Here is a 20,274-nt window from a genome sequence, read left to right on the forward strand (position 1 = left end):
GAACCCAAATGCTTCGGTCTTTGTTTACCAATTGCGCAGAGTCTAGCAAATTAAGCCGACAAAGAAAGGATAAAACACTACATATTGTGCCAAGTTTAGAAACAGTACGACAAAACTATGTCTAATTGGTGACAGGGTCGGTATGAGTTTTTGATGGAACCGCCCTGGCTAATTGCATCGCTCACGAGGTGACGAGTGTGCCACCGAGAGAATTCGTACCGGACTGCGTGATTCTTACCCGCTGCACAGTGCCCAAAACGCTTGCTGGCGCGTCGGCGTAGGTTGCGTGGAGGTACTCGGATTTGCCGATCATTTGCCCGTCGGTACGCCCTGATTTCTCGAACAAGACGCGGACTTCGCGGCCGACCATACTTTCCTGGATCGCGCGTTGCTGGGTTGTCAGCAGCCCTTGCAATCGTTGCAGGCGGTCGTTCATCACATCCTCGGGCAGTTGTGGTTTCTCGGCGGCAGGCGTGCCGGGGCGTGTCGAGTATTTGAACGAATAGGCCTGACCGTATTCCACGGCGCGGATCAGGTCCATTGTTGCTTCAAAATCGGCCTCGGTTTCACCCGGGAAGCCAACAATAAAATCACCCGAAAGCAGGATGTCGGGACGTGCTTGACGGATGCGCGCGATCAGTTTGATGTAGCCCGCAGACGTGTGCTTGCGGTTCATTGCCTTGAGGATTTTATCAGAGCCGGATTGCACGGGCAGGTGCAGGTAAGGCATCAGTTTCGGGCAGGTTGAGTGGGCGTCTATCAGGGCCTCGTCCATGTCATTGGGATGCGAGGTGGTGAAGCGGATGCGTTCCAGCCCGTCGACTTTGTCGAGCGCCCAGATCAGGCCCGCGAGCCCGCCTTCGTGCCCGTGGTAGGCGTTCACGTTTTGCCCAAGCAGAGTGATTTCGCGCACGCCGGATTCGACCAGCTCTTGGGCTTCACGCACAACACGCTCAGCAGGGCGGCTGACCTCTGCGCCGCGGGTGTAGGGGACGACGCAGAAGGCGCAGAATTTGTCACAGCCTTCTTGTACGGTCAGAAATGCCGTTGGGCCGCGCTTGATTTTGCTGCGCGATTTCAGCGTGTCGAATTTATCGTCCTCGGGGAAGTCGGTATCGAGCGCCTTGGCTCCTGTCTGGATCACGTCGTCCATTTCAGGCAGGCGGTGATAGGATTGCGGACCAACGACCAGATCAACAAGCGGCGAGCGGCGCATGATTTCTTTACCTTCGGCCTGAGCTACGCAGCCAGTGACCCCTATTTTCAGGTTTGGCTTTGCGTCTTTCAGCGATTTCAACCGGCCCAAGTCCGAGTAGACTTTTTCGGCCGCTTTTTCGCGAATGTGGCAGGTGTTAAGCAAAATCATATCGGCGTCTTCGGCGGTTTCGGTCGCGACATATCCCTTGCCGCCCAGCGCCTCGGCCATGCGCTCGCTGTCATAGACGTTCATCTGACAGCCGAAGGTCTTGATATACAGCTTTTTAGGATCGGACATGAGAGCAGCCTTTGGGCAGGAATTCGGACAAGTTGGGGGTTTAACGCTGTTGTTGCCTGCTTGCAATGCAGTCGCGCTTCACGCATTTTGGGGCAAATTTGGAGAACATGTCAGGCATGAAGCATTATCCGACATTTGAAGCCTTCTTATCAGAGGGCGCAAGCGTTTTGGCCAAGGGGCCGATTGCTTTGGTGTTTCTGGAGGACGATGTAGAGGCGACGAGCACGGTCCGTCAATGCATGGCGATGGGGTTCCGCGCGATTTTGGCAATCGGAGTGTCCGACATTGTGTTGCCTGCCGACTTGCCCGACAGCATCCACCGTGTTGCATTTGATGTGTCGCGTCTCGAAATAGTGCTCCATGTGGTGAACGCTGTGATTGAAAAAGCCCCGTCGCAGTGGATTTATTACGGCTATAACACAGAGTATTTGTTTTTCCCGTTTTGCGAGACCCGCACGATTGGGGAAATGCTGGCGTTTCATACTGAGGAGCGTCGCGATGCGATGCTGACCTATGTTGTGGATTTGTATGCTGGGGATTCGGCGGCGGATCCAAATGCGGTGTCCCTGGATGATGCCTATATGGACAAGTCGGGTTATTATTCACTGGCTCGCAAGGACAAGGATAATAATTTCGCCGAGCGACAGCTGGATTTCTTTGGCGGGTTGCGCTGGCGGTTTGAAGAGCATGTGCCGGTGCCGCGCCGCAGGATTGACCGTATTTCGATTTTCCGCGCCAAACCAGGTTTGCGGTTGCTGGGCGATCATACGTTTAACGATCAAGAGTATAATACCTATGCTTGCCCGTGGCATCACAGCATTACAGCGGCCTTGTGTTCGTTTAGGACGGCCAAGGCGCTAAAGCGTAATCCCGTCAGTGCATCCCAAATCAACACGTTCCGATGGCATAACTCTGTGCCTTTTGACTGGCATTCACAGCAGCTTTTGGACCTAGGCTTGATGGAACCGGGCCAGTGGTTTTGAGTGACTGTGCATTTCCGATATCACGTGCGGGCAAACTTTCCGCAATTGACAGGTTTTCGTCCGCAATTGCCATAGAACGCGTCCGCAATCGGGGGGGGCTCGGTAGAGCCCTTAGGCTGCCCTATAGACGGCCTTAAAGACCGCCAGTGCCAAAACTACTCTTTCAACTGCAGACTAACCTTGCCCTACTCACATCCCGCGCGCAACACTGCTCGATGATTTCTGGCCTAACCATTTCAGGATTCGCCTGCTGTGCTTTTTCGCCACGCGTTTGCCAGCACTTTTTTCCCATCATGAAATTCAAGATACCAGTCGTTCGAACCATTGCGGCTTGTTTTCGTGATCGCTTTAGATGCACCCGAGAACTTTGCGAAAGCTTCATTCATACCAGAAATTGCGATCTCACCGGAAACAATTTCACCAGTGTATACTTTACGATCATAGGTAAGTTCACACTCGCGGCGTAGGTCCGGTGTGCCGACACCACAACAGAACTAAAACGAGCAGCGTAAAGTTGCCTTAGCAGTGGTCGGCATTGAGATATATCGAACCCCAAGCTTCATCAGAAAGCGGCAGATCATTCAGCTCTCTTCTCGCTTCGGTCCAAGACGGGTAGTATTGGTTCATCAGATCAAAAAAACGGGGGCTGTGGGTTGGTTCATGTAGGTGCATGAGCTCATGGACAATTACATATTCCAACAGATCTTTTGGCTTTTTGACCAGTTCCGTGTTCAGGCGGATTGTTTTTGTCTTAGGGTTGCAGCTGCCCCATTTCGTTTTCATACGCTGAAGAAAATAATCGGATGCTGATACGCCCAGCTTGGTTTCCCAAACCGTTAGCACATCAGGAATGACGGCATGCATGAGACGTTTGTGCCAGTCATGGACGATTTGTGCTTTCTTTTCTGTCGACGTATTCGGCCTAACGCCTAACCTGATTGTCCGATGGTCAATCTTAATGCTTGGCTTCTCATCACGCTCAGAAACGGTCATCAAGTAGCGTCGGCCCCAAAGGAAATGGGTTTCCCGCCCGACGAATTGCCGAGAGGATACGCGGGGTTGACTGCATAATTTTTCTTGCTGATCCCTTATCCATCCAAGCTTGGTTATGGCATAGGCCCGAGCGACATCCAGCCTTGTCTGGGTCGGCGCGACCAAAGTCACGCGACCGTGCGGCGGGTGGACTGAAAGATGCACATTTTTAACCGCCTTGCGGGTAAGGTGGATCGAGATGCCCGAGATTTCAATAACCTCGTCCATCAGTAGCCCTGCTGGCTCTTAACTATCTCGAAAAGGGCGAGTGTCGCTATCGGGTCGCTGTTCAGCATTGGATAGATCAGACTTTTCACTTGGCGCTCTCTGGTATAGTCACCTTTCCACCCAGACTGCGCGGAGCCTCGGATTGCTTGATCAATGGCCATCGCAAGCGCAGTTTTACCTTCCTCGTCGGCAGGACAGGCAAAAATGTTTCCGCCCAACCCATCTAAATTGTTGAACAGCACGATTGCTTCACGATTTCCCTTAAGGTCCGCAGGCACAGCCGAAGAGGCACCCGCATTGCCAAGTTGCTGCGCAAGCTTTTGGGCATCGAGAAGAAACTGCTCGTAAGCAGCCGCATCATCGCGGCTTTGCCGGATAAGATCCTCCAGCAATTTTGACATCTGATCATAAAAGCGTGGGTCGGTCAGCTGATCGCGAATAATGGTCCTGCGAAGGTTATTGATAATGCCTTCTGCGATCGACTTCTTGGAAAGCTTGCCCTTGTCATTCAGTTTTTGCGCGATGGCGTCATGAATTCCCGTTTCAATAATTGCTTCTGTCAGTGACATTTGACCCAAGTTGCCGATGTTCTGGGCAGGGTCGGCCTGAACATATGTATTCAACAGATGCCGCATATCGGCCTCAAAGGGTTTGATATCCAGTTCTTCGCCCGAATGTTTTTTAATCGCGGCGCGCGCATCGCCATAAAAGGCGACGTCCTGTTGCAGCTGCGCTTGCTGGGCACTGCTATAACCAGCGTCATCCAGATGCTGGGCTACGGCCGAAAATGCGCGCACAAAAGTTGCTACGCATTTATAGAAGGTAATCCGTAGCGCCTCGGTCTCTTCCAGCGTTTCCGCCGTGGGAGCGCTGCCACAGAAATAGGTCAGGAATTCTTCCAAGCCTTTTGGTGCGACAACCGGCTCACACAAATACGCCAGCGCCTCATAAGCCTGGTCAAGTTGCTTGCGGCCTTCCTCCAGCCAGTTTTTGATCGTTGGGTTATCGTCGTCAGATCCGCCTGCATCGATGTCCAACTCGTCAGAGCTATAAACAGCTATTGCTTGCTGAACATCACCGAACAATTCTTTGAAGTCAACGATATATCCATAATCTTTATCATCGCCGTCCAGCCGGTTCGTGCGGCAAATTGCTTGAAAGAGATTGTGATCATGCAGCTGTTCATTGTCGAGATAGATATAGGAGCAGCTTGGCGCATCAAATCCCGTCAAAAGCTTGCTGACCACGATCAGCAGTTTCATGCGAGCGGGTTCGTCAATGAATTGCCGTTTGGCCTCGTCCTCATAATCCTTGGTTGTTTGACCTCCCACCAAGACATGCCTTGTATAGGTGTCGTATTTAAACCGTTCATCGCTGTTGGCCGGTTCGCGCGAAATCGCGTTATGGTTTGGCTCATAGGACGTGATCAAACCGACATGATCGCCGAAACTCTTATTTCTAAACAACCGCATGTAATGGCAGGCGTCATAAATCGACGCGGCCACCAGAATCGCCGTGCCTCGGTTGTTATTCAGACGAGGCTTCAGGCTGAAATCCTGAATGATCTCGGCGACAATGCGGGCCTTGCGCTCTTCTGCGCTCATCAAATCTTCCATAGTGGCCCAGCGCTTACGCAAAACCGCCTTTTGAAAATTGTTCAACCCCTTGGTTTTTTGATCAAACCAGGCATCGATGACGGCCTGGTTGGTAAGGCGTTGCGGCACATCGCGGGCCTCATATTTCAAATCCAGCACGACCTTGTCAGCTACGGCCTCTTGGAATTTATAGGTGTGGATATAGGTGCCAAACACATCGCGGGTCATCTGGCGGTCTTTGCGTAGCAAAGGCGTGCCAGTGAAGCCGATGAAAATCGCGCCTTCCAGCCAGCGCTTCATCTGCTTGTTCATATCGCCGCCTTGGGTCCGGTGGCATTCATCTACAAAAACGTAGAACCGCCCATGCACCTTGGGTGCCGGGCCGGAAAGATCAGTGCTGTCGAATTTATGTAGCAAGGCGCACATGAGGCGCGGCGCGGGGGCGGTTAGCCAAGCCACAAACTGATCGCGGTTGATCACGCGCGGCGAAGGCGCATCGGCGGCAATGACGCCCGCGTTGCGCATCACGCCCGCGATTTGTTTGTCCAGCTCATCGCGGTCGGTGACGATCAGGATACGCGCGGCGGGGTCGTGCTCCATCAGCCACTTGGCGATCAGCACCATCAAAATGCTTTTGCCCGACCCTTGGGTGTGCCAGATCACCCCACCTTCGCGCTTGGCAATCCGATCTTGCGCCTTTTTCACACCGATAAATTGATGTTGACGTGGCACCTTTTTCTGCCCCGCGTCAAAGATCACGAAATTGCGGATCAGGTCGAGCAGTCGCGTAGGTTCCAACATCTGCCCCACGGGTCGGTCCAGCAAATCACCGGGGGCGAGGGTTTCCGGCGGGACCTCATCCTTCCACGTCATGAAATGGGTCTCGGGCGTGCCGACGGTGCCATAGCGCAGGCCTTGGGCATCGCTGCCCGCCAGAGCCAGTTGCACGGTGGGAAAAAACGCCGCGTTGAAAATCGGCTCTTGGTTGGTGATCAGCTGGCGGATGCCATCGCCCACCTCCACCGCCGCGCGTTTCAATTCGATCACCGAGATGGCGATGCCGTTCAGATACAGCACCACATCGGGGCGGCGCTCATACCCGCCCTTAAGTGTTACCTCTTCGGCCAGCGCGAAATCATTGGCGGCAGGGTTGGCCCAATCGACCAGATGCACGGTTTGGTGCGGCTGACCCACCTCGGTTTGCACATCAACGCCATAGCGCAGCAGGCCATACGCCCGCAGCCCCGCGTTATACAGCGTGGTGCCCGTCACCTCACAGGCCGTTTCCAGCTTTAGCTGCGCCGCCGCGATTTGGGCGGGGGAATAGCCGCGCGTGGCAAGGTTGGCGCGCAGTATGTCCACCTCTATCCCCTTCGACCGCGTGCCTTTGGACCAATCGCCAAGGTGGCGATAGCCAAGCCCGCCCTGTGCCGTGGCGCGGGTCAGAAAGGCGGCAAGCCGGTCTTGGCTTTGGCGTTCAGAGCGGGCGCGCATGTTATACCTCTGGGTCATCGGGGGTATTGGGCGGCAAGCGGATCCGGCCTGTCAACAACTCTTGCATCATCGCCTGTTTCAGCAGCTTGGTTTTTTCGAGCTGGGTGTTCAGGGTGGCGAGTTCGGCATCCAAATCCGACAGCACGGCAGCGATGGCGTTTTGTTCTTCGGGGATTGGTGCAAATATTTCGATAGCTTCAATCGTTCGGGCATTTAGGCTCGGAACGCCAGAAGCCTCGTTATGTTTGCGCCATTCAATCATTTGCGCACAGTAGAACAGAAACTTGGCGTCACTATTGTTCAGCATTTCACTGTAAAATAGCGTGTCCACTGTCCAGAACGGTGTGTCCATGTATTGCGGATCGTCGATTGTGCCTTTTCGACCAATCAAGACAGACGGCTTGTCATAAAGTGGGCGTGATGCAGTGCCGATTTGGCCCCCTGTCGCCAAAATTGGAAACGGCCCATCCACCACGGCAACTGCATGCTGGCTTTTTCCATGCCTGATGCGCAGCAAATCTCCCAAAGGCTTCACCTCCCATGCGCCTGAGAAGCCGGGAAGTCGAGTTTGTCCGGAGAGGAGTTGCTGCATGGCGGCTTGCTTCAGGTCTTGTTTCTTGGCGATCAACCGACCCAACCCCGCAAGGCAAGCATCCACATCCGAAAGCACCCCTGCAATCGCGCGTTGTTCGGAAGGCATCGGTGCTGGAATCTCGATTGCCTCGATGGTCCTTGCATTGAGGCTTGGAACACCCGAGGCCTCGTTGTGCTTGCGCCATTCAATAGTCTGCGCACAATAGAAGAGGAACTTCGCGTCGCTGGCGTTTAACATTTCTGTGTAGAAGAGTGTGTCCACTGTCCAAAAAGGTGTGTCCATATATTGCGGCGCGTCAATCGTGCCCTTCCGCCCAATTAGTAAAGAGGGTTTGTCATATAATGGCCGCGATGCGGTTCCGATTTGACCACCCGTAGCCAAAATAGGAAAAGCGCCATCCGGCACAGCAACCTCCCGTTGGCTTTTGCCATGCCGAACGCGAAGCAAAGCCCCTAAGCGCTTAACCTCCCAATCCTCTGGAATAATCCCCACATCGGTCTGTTTATACCCCGCCTTCATCCTGCTATCCCCATGCGGGCCAGATGCCCCGCGACGCGGGTAGCAAGGCGGGCAGCGTCTGCCTCCAGCTCCGGCAGCGGCGTTGCATAGCGGTCGGCCAGTTGCCGCACGCGGCCGGTCAGGGTTTGCGACACGCGGTCAAGCTCGCCTTCCACTGCGAGGCCCAGATGCGCCATCCATTTGTCGTCAATCGCCAGCGCCTGCACCTCGGCCTCCGTCAGCGCGGCAAAGCGGTCATAAACCAACTTGTGCAGCGCAATCTCGGCAGCTTTGCGGGCGGCTTTGACGGTGGACAGCTTGGCATCCAGCCCCAGCCAATGTTTCAGCGCAGCAATCTCTTCGCGTGCATCCAGATCATCTGCCAGCGCCTTGATGCGGTCTTTCACAGCCTTGGTGGTAATTTTCTGCGCATCACCGTCACCGATAATCACTTCGGCCAGCAGGCCATCCTCACCCGCGCCATCCTCCATCGCCTCGGCCAATGCGGCCTCCAACTCGGCGATGCGGGCATCTTGCGCGTCTATCGCCGCCTGTTGGGGAGCAAAATACCGCGCAACGATCAGCGCTGCGGGGATCAGATCGGACGTAAAGCGCCGCTTGCCGATCAAAATATCGCCCGGCTCTGGCCAGACCAGCTTGCCCTCTTTGTTCTTGATTTTCACAATCTCGCGCGGGGTGGCGGCGGCAACCCAGCCATGATCGGAAATCAGGTATAGGTCATCTTGCAGCGGGTCGGCCCAATACTCCATCAGGTGTTGGAAGATGTCATAGGGGTTGACCAGCGGCGTGGCGCGGTAAGCGTTCAGCAGATCCTCGGAAATGGTGTGGATCAGGGATTTGGGCAGGTGGCCGGTGGTAAAGGCGCGCAGTTGCGGCGTGGTGCGGTTGCGCCAATCGGCAAAGACGGCGGCGGCGGTGGTGGTGAAGGCGGTGAATTCCGGATGGGTTAGCACCAAGGGTTTGATCGCGTCCTGTGGCTGGCCAAGTTGCTGATAGCCGGGGCGCAGATCGGTAAACATGGCCGCGCGCAGGGCAGGCATAACCTGCCAATAGGCGCCAAGCGCGTCAATATCGCGCTGCGGCAGGCCTCCGTGCAAATGCGCCGAGATGTCTTGCAAATCTTCGGCCTCGGCCGAGGGCAAATAGCGCGGCAGGTTCAGGTTGAAGGCGTTTTTGTCATCGGCGATTTCATCATAGGGCACCATACGGGCATAGCCGTGGATATCTTGGCCACGGGTAAAGGTGTCGGTGATGCGGTGCAGATCTTGCTCGCGCAGCCGGTTTTTGGGGCCGTCCTTTATGAACCCCTTTGAGGCGTCTATCATAAAGATGCCCTTGCGGGACGCGGCGTTTTCCTTATCCAGCACAAGGATACAAGCGGGGATGCCGGTGCCAAAGAACAGGTTCGGCGGCAGCCCGATGATGCCTTTGAGATAGCCGGATTTAACAAGCGCGGTGCGAATATCGGCCTCGGCATTGCCGCGAAACAGCACGCCATGCGGCAGGATGCAGGCACCCTTGCCGTTGCTTTTCATCGCGCGGATAATGTGCAGAAGGTAGGCGTAATCGCCTTGCTTGCGCGGCGGGTTTCCCCAATCCCAGCGGCTGTGCGGGTCGCCGTTACCTTCGCCCTTCAGCTTGACGCCTGCAGACCATGTCTTGTCGGAAAATGGAGGGTTGGCTACGACATAATCATAGGTGCGCAAGGATTGGCCATCGAGGAACTTGGGCGTGGATAGGGTATTGCCTGCCAAAATTTTCGCGCCGGGGAAGTCGTGCAGGATCATGTTCATCCGCGCAAGACCGGCGGTGGTGACGTCTTTTTCCTGGCCTTCCAGCGTAATTTGCTTACCGGCCTGCGCCGCTACCTTCAGAAGTAGCGAGCCAGAGCCGCAGGTTGGATCGTAAACCGAGGTGCGGCCGATGGCGTTTTCGGGGGAAATACCGATAACCGACGCAATGATCCTACTGACTTCGGATGGGGTGTAGAACTGCCCTTTGCTCTTGCCGCTTTGCGTCGCGAAATGGCGCATGAGGTATTCATAGGCATCCCCCAGAATATCGTCATGTTCGGCTCGGTTGTTTGAGAAGTCCAGGTCAGGAGATTCAAAGATGGCAATTAGGTTTTCAAGGCGTTTGACCTTTTCATCGCCCTCGCCAAGTTTGTTGGGGTCGTTGAAATCGGGAAAGTCAGTGCGGGCAAGTTGCTGATTGTTGGCATCGACCAATGGCTGAATGATCTGAGTGTTGATCAGATCACCGATTTCGGGGTTGCCTTTAAGCGCAACCATATCCGGAAAGCCTGCGCCAGCGGGGATAACGATCGGCGGGGCGAAATCCTTGCTGTTGCCGTATTTGTCCGAGACATATTTGATGAACAACATAAATAAGACGTAGTCTTTATACTGGGTTGCATCCATGCTGCCGCGAAGCTCATCGCATGAGGCCCAAAGCGATGAATAGAGGTCGGATTTCTTGACTGCCATGTTGTGTAAAGTGCCCCAAAATACAATTGTGCCAGCAGTTTGAACGCGCTTCATCCATTGCCGTCTTGAGTTCAGGATAGCCCGTGCATCTATTTGTCGCCAGTGCGAAAGATGTCATTCGGTGCCTTTTGAAGTGCTGTTTTGTTTCTTTCGCAACCATGTTTGGCGACGTTGTTGTTGAGGCATGCCAAAAAAATGTGCGAATGGGCAGCACCGGCCCCATTTTTGGGACCGGTCAACTGTCAATGCAAATGCCGAGTGGCTTCCACTCTCATCACATCCGCCAGTTGCCCAACTTGACGCAAGCTTATGCCTTCTGACCGAGCGGACATGCGCTTAATGAAGACGCGGCAACTGTCACGTCCTTCCTCGTCTGCACAGTCTAATGTGAGCATGTCAAATTGCTTTATTGCATCTGCGGCCGACAACTTCGGCAAAATAAACAGGCGCGAGCGGTCGCGCAACGGCGCAGGGATGCGGTCCACGTCATTTGCCGTCATGACCCAGTTTACGCGTCTCATGTTGAAAGGGATCCGGTAGAATGGGCATTCGAAATGCCGCGCAGTTCCGGGCTCCAACATTTGCAAAAGCGAAGTCGTCAGGCTGCTGGAAGAGCCGCGTGTGCTATATGTCGTGCCAGCTTTTTCGACCTCATCGACAATCATCAGCGGGTTTGCGACCTTGGTGGCAAGGATCGTCTCGACTGGGATGCCGGGCTGTTCAGTGCCCCACCCTTTTTCAGTGCCCGAAATGCGGAACCCAGCAGAGCCACCGCCGACATCGATCATTCGGACAGGCACGCCTGCGAGTTCCGTCAATCGCCGCGCGTAGTGGGATTTGCCAATGCCCGGAGGACCCGCGAGAATAAATGGGGGTAGCGCGAAGCCATACCCGCCACCCGCAACGTGAGAAAGCATCTGCTTCATGACCCAAGTTGAGACGTTGCGCATCCAGCCGCTTTCAGCATGTAGAGTGGCAACCAGTTGATGCACATCATCAGCCGTTGCAGGGCCAGCCAGTTTGCCGCCCCTTTGCGCAAGTGAGAGAACGGCAGGGCGCGCCTCTACCTTGACCGAAGACAGGCCAGCCTCACGCAGGCGGCGCTTATGGGCGTCATCAGCGAGGTTCTTTGCTTTGCGCTCCATACTGAAGTCGAGCTTTGCCGTTCGGCCATGCCCGTGGATATTGCGCCGCATTGTTATCCAAAATGCCAGAAACTGAGCTTCCATTACTTCAAGCCGAGGCACATCAAGCATATGCGTCACTACGGCCATGCGATCTTTTGTGACGTCAGCCATGGCGATTTCGCTCCTGATCTGTCACCAGCACAAATTGCGTGCTTGAACGGGGGGCGATAAAGGCGACGATGGATACTGGTCATGGTTGTCTCCTGAGGTTGAAAAAACCGGGAGGTCCGCGGGCATATGACCCGGCCATGATGGCGTCAGTGCTGCTGGATTGATGACAGTCGTGACCGGCCCCGGAATTGGGGTTCAAATGGCGCGTTTAATGCGCAGATTATGCCGGATACTGTGTTTCATGGTGGCCAATTGACACCTAAGATTCACACAACTTGTCAATCTTGTTTTCGCACAGATTCACTTTATCCTGCTGTAATAAAATAAAAAAAATGGCGATCTTTTTTCCACACCATGGTTTCTACAATCTTCGAGAAACGCAAATTCTGTGCTTTCGCAAAGCATCTGCAAAATGGCCTCCCCCTTCCCCGGCAAGCAGTAAAATTCTCAGAGGTTCGCGCATGCGTTGCGTGTTTGCGGGAGGACGCGCGGCGTCATGGAAAGTTGACGCAAATTGGGATGGCGATGCGGGCTGACTGGCAGCTCCCTTTTCTAAGAACCTGTTCTATTCATAATCTGCCTCTAATTACGCTCTGGGCAGATCGCAACGCAATCACCCGACATGACTTTACAACGCTCGTCGGCTTAAAGCTTTGCCCTATCACGACAGGCCAACTTGATCCCGAGCCGCGACAGTATTCCGAGTTCGAAGATTGGGTTGTGCGCCGTATCAACGCAGGAGACCACCAATACTGGTTCGACCAACACGATTTCTATGCCGCTGCCAGCTTTTGTGAATTACTGGGCAGGGCCGTCATGCTGGATTGGCTGCAAAAATCTGCGCGCATGACTGAAGACAACTGGCATGAGGCTGGCAAAATAGGGTTCGACGGTTACCACGAAGTGGGAAACTGTCAGAATGACCCGATGCCCAACATGCGCTTTGGCACGCGTTAGCTATATGTCGAGCACAACTTTGCAAATCCTAGTGCTCAACGCCTAAGACAGAATTCCCAGGCGCTTTGTGCTTTATCATACTCAGTATACGAGACTTGATGACATTTGCCTTGATCTAGGTCGCCCGACCGTGCTGACCTACAAGTGCTCTCAAATGGCTGAGTCTGGCTGCACGTCTATCGCCTTCATACCCCATTTGCCTTGCTTGTTTTGGTTCAAAATGGCCTTGCCACGGACGAAGTCACCGGTTTCAATGCCTTGGGCAGATATAAGGTTCGGCGGGATGAACACCCCACCCGTTGTGAAACCAAAGCCTCTGTCCGTGACTTCAACCTCATCCATGAAGACTTTGCACAATCCGGCGGGGAGCGGTTGGTTCGTCGGCATGATTGATAGAATGCGTTTTCGGGACCCCTTGAGGCCGTGATGCACGGCTAGGCGCAGAGTGACCGGCATGCCAACCTCTGGGCTACCCGGGAAACCGGCAAGGGGCGCCGTGCCATCGATCTCCCGAGACGCAATCGCATGGATGACAGATTTTTCGTAGTTCACATTGTCGATCACACCGATGATCTCTGGCGCGGCGTCCATCGGCGTTCCTTCTGGGCGTGGACTGACCCGGTGGATTGTCAAGCGGTTCCGCCCGGGACCCGCTGGTTCATATTGCACGGAAATCGGCGCACCGTCCTTCAGGTTTCGAAGGTCGGGATGCGTGGCCGTAAGACTGCTTTCCAGCGCGAATGCCTCCTGGCGAATGTAGATACGTCGGCGCTTGCGCGGCTTTTGCCCATCTTTTGCCGGGATTTCGAATGTGTCCCCAACCGAAGCGATCACCCAAGGGAGATGCGAAAAGAGCAAAGCCTCGGCGAGTTCGGTGAAAGATTGATAGAACGCACGGTCAGTGACTTTGGCCGTGACGCCGAGATACCAGTCGGAGTTCTGCATGGCCTCAAGCTCGCGCAAAGGCTTGTAGCCCTTGGCGGCGCGATGGCTCTGGACGCGCTCCACTTCGGCGCGCGCCTCGGGAGCGTGTAGCTCAGCAATGGAGCTTGCGAACTTCAGTCGCAGCTTACCGACAAAGTCATCATCTTGTGAGCAGCAAAGCGCCTTGGCGTAGCAGGCGGTCTGCAAATCCGGGCTCTCGCTTTCCAGGTCGCCGAGCAACTCCCATGCCCAATATTCTCCGGCCTTAGCGCGGGTGGTCTTGATCGCATGCTCGCGCGCCTCGGCCAGATGGCCAAGACCGCGCAGCAGTTTCACATAGCTGTGTTCAAGCCAGATGTTTTCGGGAAAGCGCCTGCGCGCGTCTTCGACCGCCGGCAGAATGAACCGCATGTCCGGATGCTGTCCGGCTTTGGCCGCCTCGGAGGATCCTGCTAGAATGGCCGCTGCGAACAGAGCGGGCCAGGATTTGCCTGTCTGGTCAGGCTGCGCATCGAAATCCTCAGGCGCGAACTGGTCAAGGCCCCAAAGCCGCAGGAAGGGCAGAATTTTCAGATTGTCGCCCTTGGAGAGACGCAGGGCCTGTTGCAGCATTGCACTGTGCAGCCGGTCAGGACCTTTCAGGCCAAGATCGAGGTAGTCTTTCAGTCGCCGGCGAACGCGTTGCACTGCAGGGGGAGAGGGCTTTTCTTCGCCCTCTGTGCGCAGATCCGCAAGGATCAGGCGGAAGATGTCCCAACCCCAAGATTGACGGTCGGCCAGAGAAAGATTCTGATGCCGAGCTAGGCCTTCGTAAACCGCAACAGCATCTGCGTGCCCGCCCTGGCGGCTAAGTTTTTTCGCACGGCGAAGGTCCTGGGCCCCTGGTTGCGAAAGGATGAGGGTTTTATCCCGATGTTCAGCAAGCAGGGCGTTTTCCTGCGGCACCTCAAATGCCTGAAGCTTGTCCAGATGTGTCTTCAACGCTCGGACGTCAGCTGTTTCCGCCGCCCGTTTCGCAAGCGAGATCACGCACCAGGCCCAAGCAGCGCGATCCCAGTCATCAGCTTCCGGGTTTGCGATCAGATCCACGGCGAGTTTGTAGGCAAGATCCAGATCACCAGCCTTGCGAATGGCATTAACCTCTTTCGATGTGGTCATAGCTGAACCTCGCTACCTAGGATCGTCTGCACATCCTGTTGCAAGGCGATCAGGCTGGCCGAGGGGTTGCGGGCTGGCTGCACTGGGGTGAACCGCTTGATCCGGTTCTTGCCGTCGAACCAGATGTCGACTGTGACATCATCCTCCTCCCGGGCCAGATTGTAACGCAAGTTCCAGTCATATTCCTTTAGACCGGTCACCGAGATGCCCCGCTTTGCAAGTGCGTCAATGAAGCTGTCGTGAAGGCTGCGCAGGAAAGGCCGTCCTGGAGGCTGAATCTGGACCGGGTCTGATGCTCTCGCAGTAGGTTTCTTACCGATCATGGGCGCAAGCAGGGGCTGGAGCAGTTCCCACAGATGGCCGGGTCGCGTGGGTGTTAGAGCCGAGATCGTGAAACTTCCTTTCCAGGAAATATCGACGCGCTCAGCCTCTGCACCACATCTAAAATAGAACGCCGCCCGATAGGGGTAATAGGCGATATCCTCGATGGTGATATCGCTTGCTTGAAGGCAGGTAATGATACGATCCTGAAGCGAGGTCCTGAAGGCGCTTTCCGGCGTGGGCAGAGTCACGGCCCCTTTGGGGGGCTTGCTTTTTGACCCGTCATCCAGGTTGGATGTCTCCCCCGGTTCGCCATCCGGGCGATCATTTGGCCAAGGGTCACCGATGATGACCACTTCAGGCGGATCGACCATGTAAAGCTTGCCGCTGGCCCGCGTCATTGCCGTGTATAGCCAACGGAAATTGTCACGATTGCGTGGATCTCCTCTCCGTGGGGCTTTCACGAACACATGGCTCCACTCGCCGCCCTGAGCTTTGTGGCAGGTCACAGAGTAGCCAAATTTCAAGCGCAAGGCGTTGAAATAAGGATCAGATTTCAAAACCTGCAGGTATTCGTCCGGATTTCGGCGCCGATCAATATCCTTGTGGCGCGTGGCAAAATCCACATAGAGGGCGCGCAGCGTATCCGAGTCGGGCGTGCCATCGGGTCCGTGCAGGAAACCATCAAGGATCTTGACGCTGAAGGCGCCGTCTTCGCGGGCCGCATTGACGGGCGAAAGGCTCACAGTGCGAAAACTCAGCGCGACATCGATGGTTTCGACCTCTCCGCTATCGCTGTTCCTGCGTTTCAGGAGAACCGACCTGCGTTCGATCACCAGCTCGGCCGAATGGATTCGGAAAAACTCTCCATTTGCGACCAGATGACCGTCGCTGAGAGTGTTCGATGCCGCAATGACCTGATCGCCGGCGCAGACGGTTTCTTGACCCGGAAAGAGACGCGCGCGAATTGTCTTGTTGAACAGGGCAGCTTCCGCGTTCGACCATGTGACGATCATCGGGGCGTCAATACCGCGACGTTCGCGAATCTTGAGATAGTGCCCTACCACCTGATCGGTTCCAAGACGCACGACATCATCATCATAACCGAATGACAGTCGATTGAACTGCCCACATTCAAGGCTTTCGCGCAGCGGCTGGATATTCTTCAGAATGCTGCTGTCAGCCTTTTGCCGAACGATCTCGGTCAACATATATCCCGCGACTTCCACTTGGAAATGTTCGCGCAAATATGCCGCGTCGAGTGCGGGCGAGTTGTTCATGCCGACAGGCGGCAACTGCGCCGGATCGCCAAGAAAGATGAGCTTTCGACCTGTTCCCGGGGTGTTGGGGCCCACAAATCGCACCAGATCTCGCAACAAAAAACCACTGCCAGACCGGAAGAACTCACTCTCGGTGTATACGTCAGAGATCAGCGAGGCCTCATCAACGAGAGTGATTGAGTTGATGGGAGTCCCGTTCTCGGCCACTTTGGCGACGATCTTGTAAGTCTGGTCGGTCTCATCCCCGTCGAATTCGGTGGCGCTGTAATTATAGATCAGGCGGTGGAGCGTGCTGGCCTCTAGACCGGTCTTTTCTGCAATCACCTTGGCGGCCCGCCCGGTAGGAGCCGCGAGGCTGAATTGCCTCCCTTGAGCCATAAAATACTGGGTCAGTCCCGATGCGAGAAATGTTTTTCCAGTTCCCGCATAGCCGCATAGCAGAAATACATTGGACTTGTCGTCTTGCAGAAACGCGGCCAGCGCGGCGATGGCGCGGGTCTGATCTTGGTTCAGCGGCCGGTCGAATGCGTCTGCCAGCGCGAGCTTGCTGCGCATCGGCGGAATATGGGGGGCGATCTCTTCAGATAGCTTTGCAGCCTGGTCCGAGATGCGCAGCACGCGCTCCGTCGGAAACTCGACGATATTTTCGCCATCGGGGCGGGACTGAAGGCTCACCTCAGCGCGCACGAGAAGTTCTAGCGGCTTCGTCCAGTCGAGTTCAGGACGAAGGAAGCGGCACAGCCAAGGAGAGAGCGCCGCCGCATCCTCGAGAAGATCCATTGCCTGCTGCTCGGAGACATTTGCGTTATGGGCGGCCTTGTTGCCTAGAAGCCTAATCGCGTGAAAGCGCGCAAGAATGGCCGGCGGGGCGTAGTCATCCTCCTTCAAGACCCGCAGCCGCTCAAATTGTGTTGCGGTCTCGGTCAAGGGCAAGCCGATATAGTCGAATATCTCCTGGACCATCCCCTCACACAGGCCGCGCAGGCGCACGGCTGCAAGATCCGGCTCGGATGCCGCCAGCCGCTCGGCATCATCGGCCGTCTTGTAGAGACGCTCATTGATTAACAACAGGCCCGCAAAGCGGCTATGGAGAACCTCATCCGTGAGATCGAGCATACCAATTTCCTTCGAACGCCAGCAGGGCGCGCCGCCATTCTAAAAGTCATTCGGTAATCGCCGTTTTTAACGGGGCGCATTCGTAGAACTTACACGGCCATTTTCAATTTCATGACGGGTGTTATGCCGCCTATGCCCATGTTGGCGCGCTCGTCGTTATAAGTCCACAACCATTGTATAGCGTGATCTTGAGATTTGCGGACCCGCCGTGAGCTTGACGTAGCCGAGCTTCTTCAATTCCCGGCTCACGGTCGTTTTGTCAATCGAGACCGTAAATTCCTTATAGAGCCACTGAGCAAGGTCGATCAGTCGCCAGCGCACTACGCCATGGATCGCAGCAGGGCTCGGTCCGCTTTCGACGATCGCTACAAGCGCCTCGCGTTGGGCATCATTGAGCTAAGGCTGATTGCCGCGTGCTTTACCATCAATCAGCGCATCCGGCCCGCGCGCATTGAACCTCACAACCCAATCGCGCACTATCTGCAGACCCACGCCGCCACCGATCCGCGCAGCATCGCCCCGACTTCCGCCATCGTAGATCTCCGCAAGCGCCAGCAGCCTTCGGCTCTGGTTTGCGTTCTTCGTCTTCCGTGCCAGGCGCCTCAATATCGCCCCGTCAAAGTCCACCCGCAACGCTATCGCTACACCCATGGCAATGTCCTCCCAGACCTACCGCCATAGATTCAGACTTTACCGCTTTGGGAATCCCTGTGAGTCAGCCATCGCACTGCGCGGTATAAGATTCACGCAACTTGTCAATCTTGTTTTCGCACAGATTCACTTTATCCTGTTGTAATAAAATAAAATCTTCGAGAAACGCAAATTCCGTGCTTGCGCAGAGCATCGATCATAGTGATAGCTGTAGGAACAAAATCCTTATCAAAATCTTGTAAATGCCGCTCCCACTTCTAGTTGATCATATCGCTGGCGAAACTCCCGCGTCATTCCTGTCGCGGTTGGCAATGCGCAATGGCGTAAATGCGGCGGAACTGGCTGCGGATTTGGAAATCTCCATTAAGTCAGTCGTCGACGGTGATCCAGACGCAATCGAACAGCTTGCGCTGTATGGGAACGTCAGTCCGGATGCTCTTGCCGCTGCCAGCTATCGCAAGCTCGATATTCGCGACTATGTCAGAAATGGCCTCCCCCTTCCCCGGCAAGCAGTAAAATCCCCAGAGGTTCGCGCATGCGTTGCGTGTTTGCGGGAGGACGCACGGCGTGCTGGAAAGTTGACGCAAATTGGGATGGCGATGCGGGCTGACTGGCAGCTCCCTTTTCTAAGGACCTGCTCAATTCATAATCTGCCTCTAATCACTCTCTGGGCAAATCGCAACGCAACCACCCGACATGACTTTACAACGCTCGTCGGCTTAAAGCTTTGCCCTATCACGACAGGCCAACTTGATCCCGAGCCGCGACAGTATTCCGAGTTCGAAGATTGGGTTGTGCGCCGTATCAACGCAGGAAACCACCAATACTGGTTCGACCAACACGATTTCTATGCCGCTGCCAGCTTTTGTGAATTACTGGGCAGGGCCGTCATGCTGGATTGGCTGCAAAAATCTGCGCGCATGACTGAAGACAACTGGCATGAGGCTGGCAAAATAGGGTTCGACGTCTGTCAACGTGGCGAAGAGTTTGTGCGCGGCATGCTCGACGCGATCCAAAGGCGAGGCGGAAGCCCACAAGACGGGCCCAATGCACGTTTCGGTCCACTTCACGACCGCTTTTCACGTGATATGAATGGGCCGGAGTTCGAGCCATTTCGCACTATCCTGCGCGAGCATATTCTAAACACATGGCCGCTTGGCCCCGGCGACCAAGTGCTTGGTGTGCCAGTGGGAATACGTCGCCTCCACTCCGTGCGCACAGCATCAAACGAGACAGGCATGGGCACTGTCCGCCTGAGGAAAGCCCTCGCGGCAGCAGGCTTGGTAGCTCCGGCGGATAAAAATACTTCGGACGCATGGGATGTTTTCGACGCCGCCATTGCTGCACCGATTTTAGCACAAATGACCTCTTCGATGGGCGCAAGCGAAGCCCACGAACACTTCAATTTCCCTCGGGACCAATTTGAGATCATGCAAGACGAAGGATATTTTTCCCCAATTGCTACGGGCGAAAATACCTACCCGGCCTATAATCCAAAAGACATCCAAGACTTTCTCAACATCCTACTGACCCGCGCCGTTCGAATGCGGCAGGCACCACAGGGTTGCTGTGACATTCCTTCCGCGTCTCGCCGCTTGAATTGCTCGTCACGCGACATCGTGCGCCTTCTGCACGCTGGACAATTGAAACGGATAGGCCTGCATTCGGAGCGACCCGGTTATCTTGGTATCATAGTGGACCTAAAGGAATTGCGACCGCTAATCCAGAAAGACAACGTGATCGGACGCACTCTTGCGCAGGTCGGGGAAGAAGTAGGTATTCGCCTGCCGCAGGTCCGCGCTCTGGTCGACGCGGGCCTGCTGACGGCCGTGCTTGGACGGAACCCCATCAAGAAAGTTCCACAGCTCTATGTGACTGACGCCGATTTTGCCGAATTTAACAATGATTATGTTGGTCTGAAGAATATTGCATTGGACTTAGGGGGCAGCACTGTCGCAGCATTGAGAACCCTGAATGCGGTAAAAGTCCACTCGATCGGCGGCGCGAATAGGCAGTATGGGCCGATCTACCGCCGGGACCTCATTTTCAAACACTTTCTGGCAGCATGGCCCCGCAACCCAGGAAGAATAGAGAGTGTTGCATTTTTGTGGCGCGACTGAGTTGCCGGGACTGAACACCTAA

14 protein-coding genes are annotated in these 20,274 nt (G+C 55.2%); 3 read left to right on the forward strand and 11 right to left on the reverse strand.

Annotated features, from left to right (window positions below; translation table 11 throughout):
- Positions 1–181: 181 nt before the first annotated feature.
- Positions 182–1,495 carry a tRNA (N6-isopentenyl adenosine(37)-C2)-methylthiotransferase MiaB gene (gene miaB / locus ACXLHR_RS11670; RefSeq protein ID WP_458791604.1) on the reverse strand — a complete coding sequence of 438 codons (1,314 nt, stop codon included), beginning with the start codon at positions 1,493–1,495 and terminating at the stop codon, positions 182–184.
- A gap of 107 nt (positions 1,496–1,602) precedes the next feature.
- Here miaB and ACXLHR_RS11675 point away from each other — a divergent pair, with 107 nt between their 5' ends.
- Positions 1,603–2,478 carry a hypothetical protein gene (locus tag ACXLHR_RS11675; protein ID WP_458791605.1) on the forward strand — a complete coding sequence of 292 codons (876 nt, stop codon included), beginning with the start codon at positions 1,603–1,605 and terminating at the stop codon, positions 2,476–2,478.
- A 236-nt stretch (positions 2,479–2,714) separates the two neighbouring features.
- Here ACXLHR_RS11675 and ACXLHR_RS11680 read toward each other — a convergent pair whose 3' ends face one another.
- From ACXLHR_RS11680 to ACXLHR_RS11705, 6 genes are all read right to left on the reverse strand, one after another.
- Positions 2,715–2,864 (reverse strand): hypothetical protein, encoded by a 150-nt coding sequence (locus ACXLHR_RS11680; RefSeq protein ID WP_458791606.1) that lies wholly within the window; start codon positions 2,862–2,864, stop codon positions 2,715–2,717.
- Between the two features lie 133 nt (positions 2,865–2,997).
- Positions 2,998–3,738, reverse strand: coding sequence for a M48 family metallopeptidase (locus tag ACXLHR_RS11685; protein WP_458791607.1), 741 nt, complete (start codon positions 3,736–3,738; stop codon positions 2,998–3,000).
- Positions 3,738–6,827, reverse strand: coding sequence for a type I restriction endonuclease subunit R (locus ACXLHR_RS11690; RefSeq protein ID WP_458791608.1), 3,090 nt, complete (start codon positions 6,825–6,827; stop codon positions 3,738–3,740). Before ACXLHR_RS11690 ends, ACXLHR_RS11685 begins: the two co-directional genes overlap by 1 nt.
- 1 nt (position 6,828) lies before the next feature.
- On the reverse strand, positions 6,829–7,941 hold the full coding sequence (locus tag ACXLHR_RS11695) for a restriction endonuclease subunit S (protein WP_458791609.1): 1,113 nt from the start codon (positions 7,939–7,941) through the stop codon (positions 6,829–6,831).
- Positions 7,938–10,481, reverse strand: coding sequence for a type I restriction-modification system subunit M (locus ACXLHR_RS11700; RefSeq protein WP_458791610.1), 2,544 nt, complete (start codon positions 10,479–10,481; stop codon positions 7,938–7,940). The genes ACXLHR_RS11695 and ACXLHR_RS11700 overlap by 4 nt, the downstream gene beginning before the upstream one ends.
- Before the next feature lie 188 nt (positions 10,482–10,669).
- Complete coding sequence (locus tag ACXLHR_RS11705) at positions 10,670–11,725, reverse strand: AAA family ATPase (RefSeq protein WP_458791611.1); 1,056 nt, start codon at positions 11,723–11,725, stop codon at positions 10,670–10,672.
- A gap of 354 nt (positions 11,726–12,079) precedes the next feature.
- On the opposite strand from ACXLHR_RS11705, the gene ACXLHR_RS11710 reads away from it, so the two are divergent.
- Positions 12,080–12,682: a TniQ family protein gene (locus ACXLHR_RS11710; protein WP_458791612.1), complete on the forward strand. Its 603-nt coding sequence runs from the start codon at positions 12,080–12,082 to the stop codon at positions 12,680–12,682.
- A gap of 150 nt (positions 12,683–12,832) precedes the next feature.
- Here ACXLHR_RS11710 and ACXLHR_RS11715 read toward each other — a convergent pair whose 3' ends face one another.
- From ACXLHR_RS11715 to ACXLHR_RS11730, 4 genes are all read right to left on the reverse strand, one after another.
- The gene (locus ACXLHR_RS11715) at positions 12,833–14,764 is read right to left on the reverse strand and encodes a DUF7017 domain-containing protein (protein WP_458791613.1); all 1,932 of its coding nucleotides are present in this window, start codon (positions 14,762–14,764) and stop codon (positions 12,833–12,835) included.
- Entirely contained in the window at positions 14,761–17,481 is a 2,721-nt protein-coding gene (locus ACXLHR_RS11720; protein ID WP_458791614.1) for an ATP-dependent DNA helicase, read from the reverse strand. The genes ACXLHR_RS11715 and ACXLHR_RS11720 overlap by 4 nt, the downstream gene beginning before the upstream one ends.
- Before the next feature lie 156 nt (positions 17,482–17,637).
- On the reverse strand, positions 17,638–17,802 hold the full coding sequence (locus tag ACXLHR_RS11725; protein ID WP_458791615.1) for a winged helix-turn-helix domain-containing protein: 165 nt from the start codon (positions 17,800–17,802) through the stop codon (positions 17,638–17,640).
- Between the two features lie 75 nt (positions 17,803–17,877).
- On the reverse strand, positions 17,878–18,132 hold the full coding sequence (locus ACXLHR_RS11730) for a hypothetical protein (protein WP_458791616.1): 255 nt from the start codon (positions 18,130–18,132) through the stop codon (positions 17,878–17,880).
- 242 nt (positions 18,133–18,374) lie between these two features.
- Between ACXLHR_RS11730 and ACXLHR_RS11735 the strand changes: the two genes are divergently transcribed.
- Positions 18,375–20,252, forward strand: coding sequence for a TniQ family protein (locus ACXLHR_RS11735; protein ID WP_458791617.1), 1,878 nt, complete (start codon positions 18,375–18,377; stop codon positions 20,250–20,252).
- Positions 20,253–20,274 lie beyond the last annotated feature (22 nt).

Source organism: Yoonia sp. MH D7 (assembly GCF_054439475.1).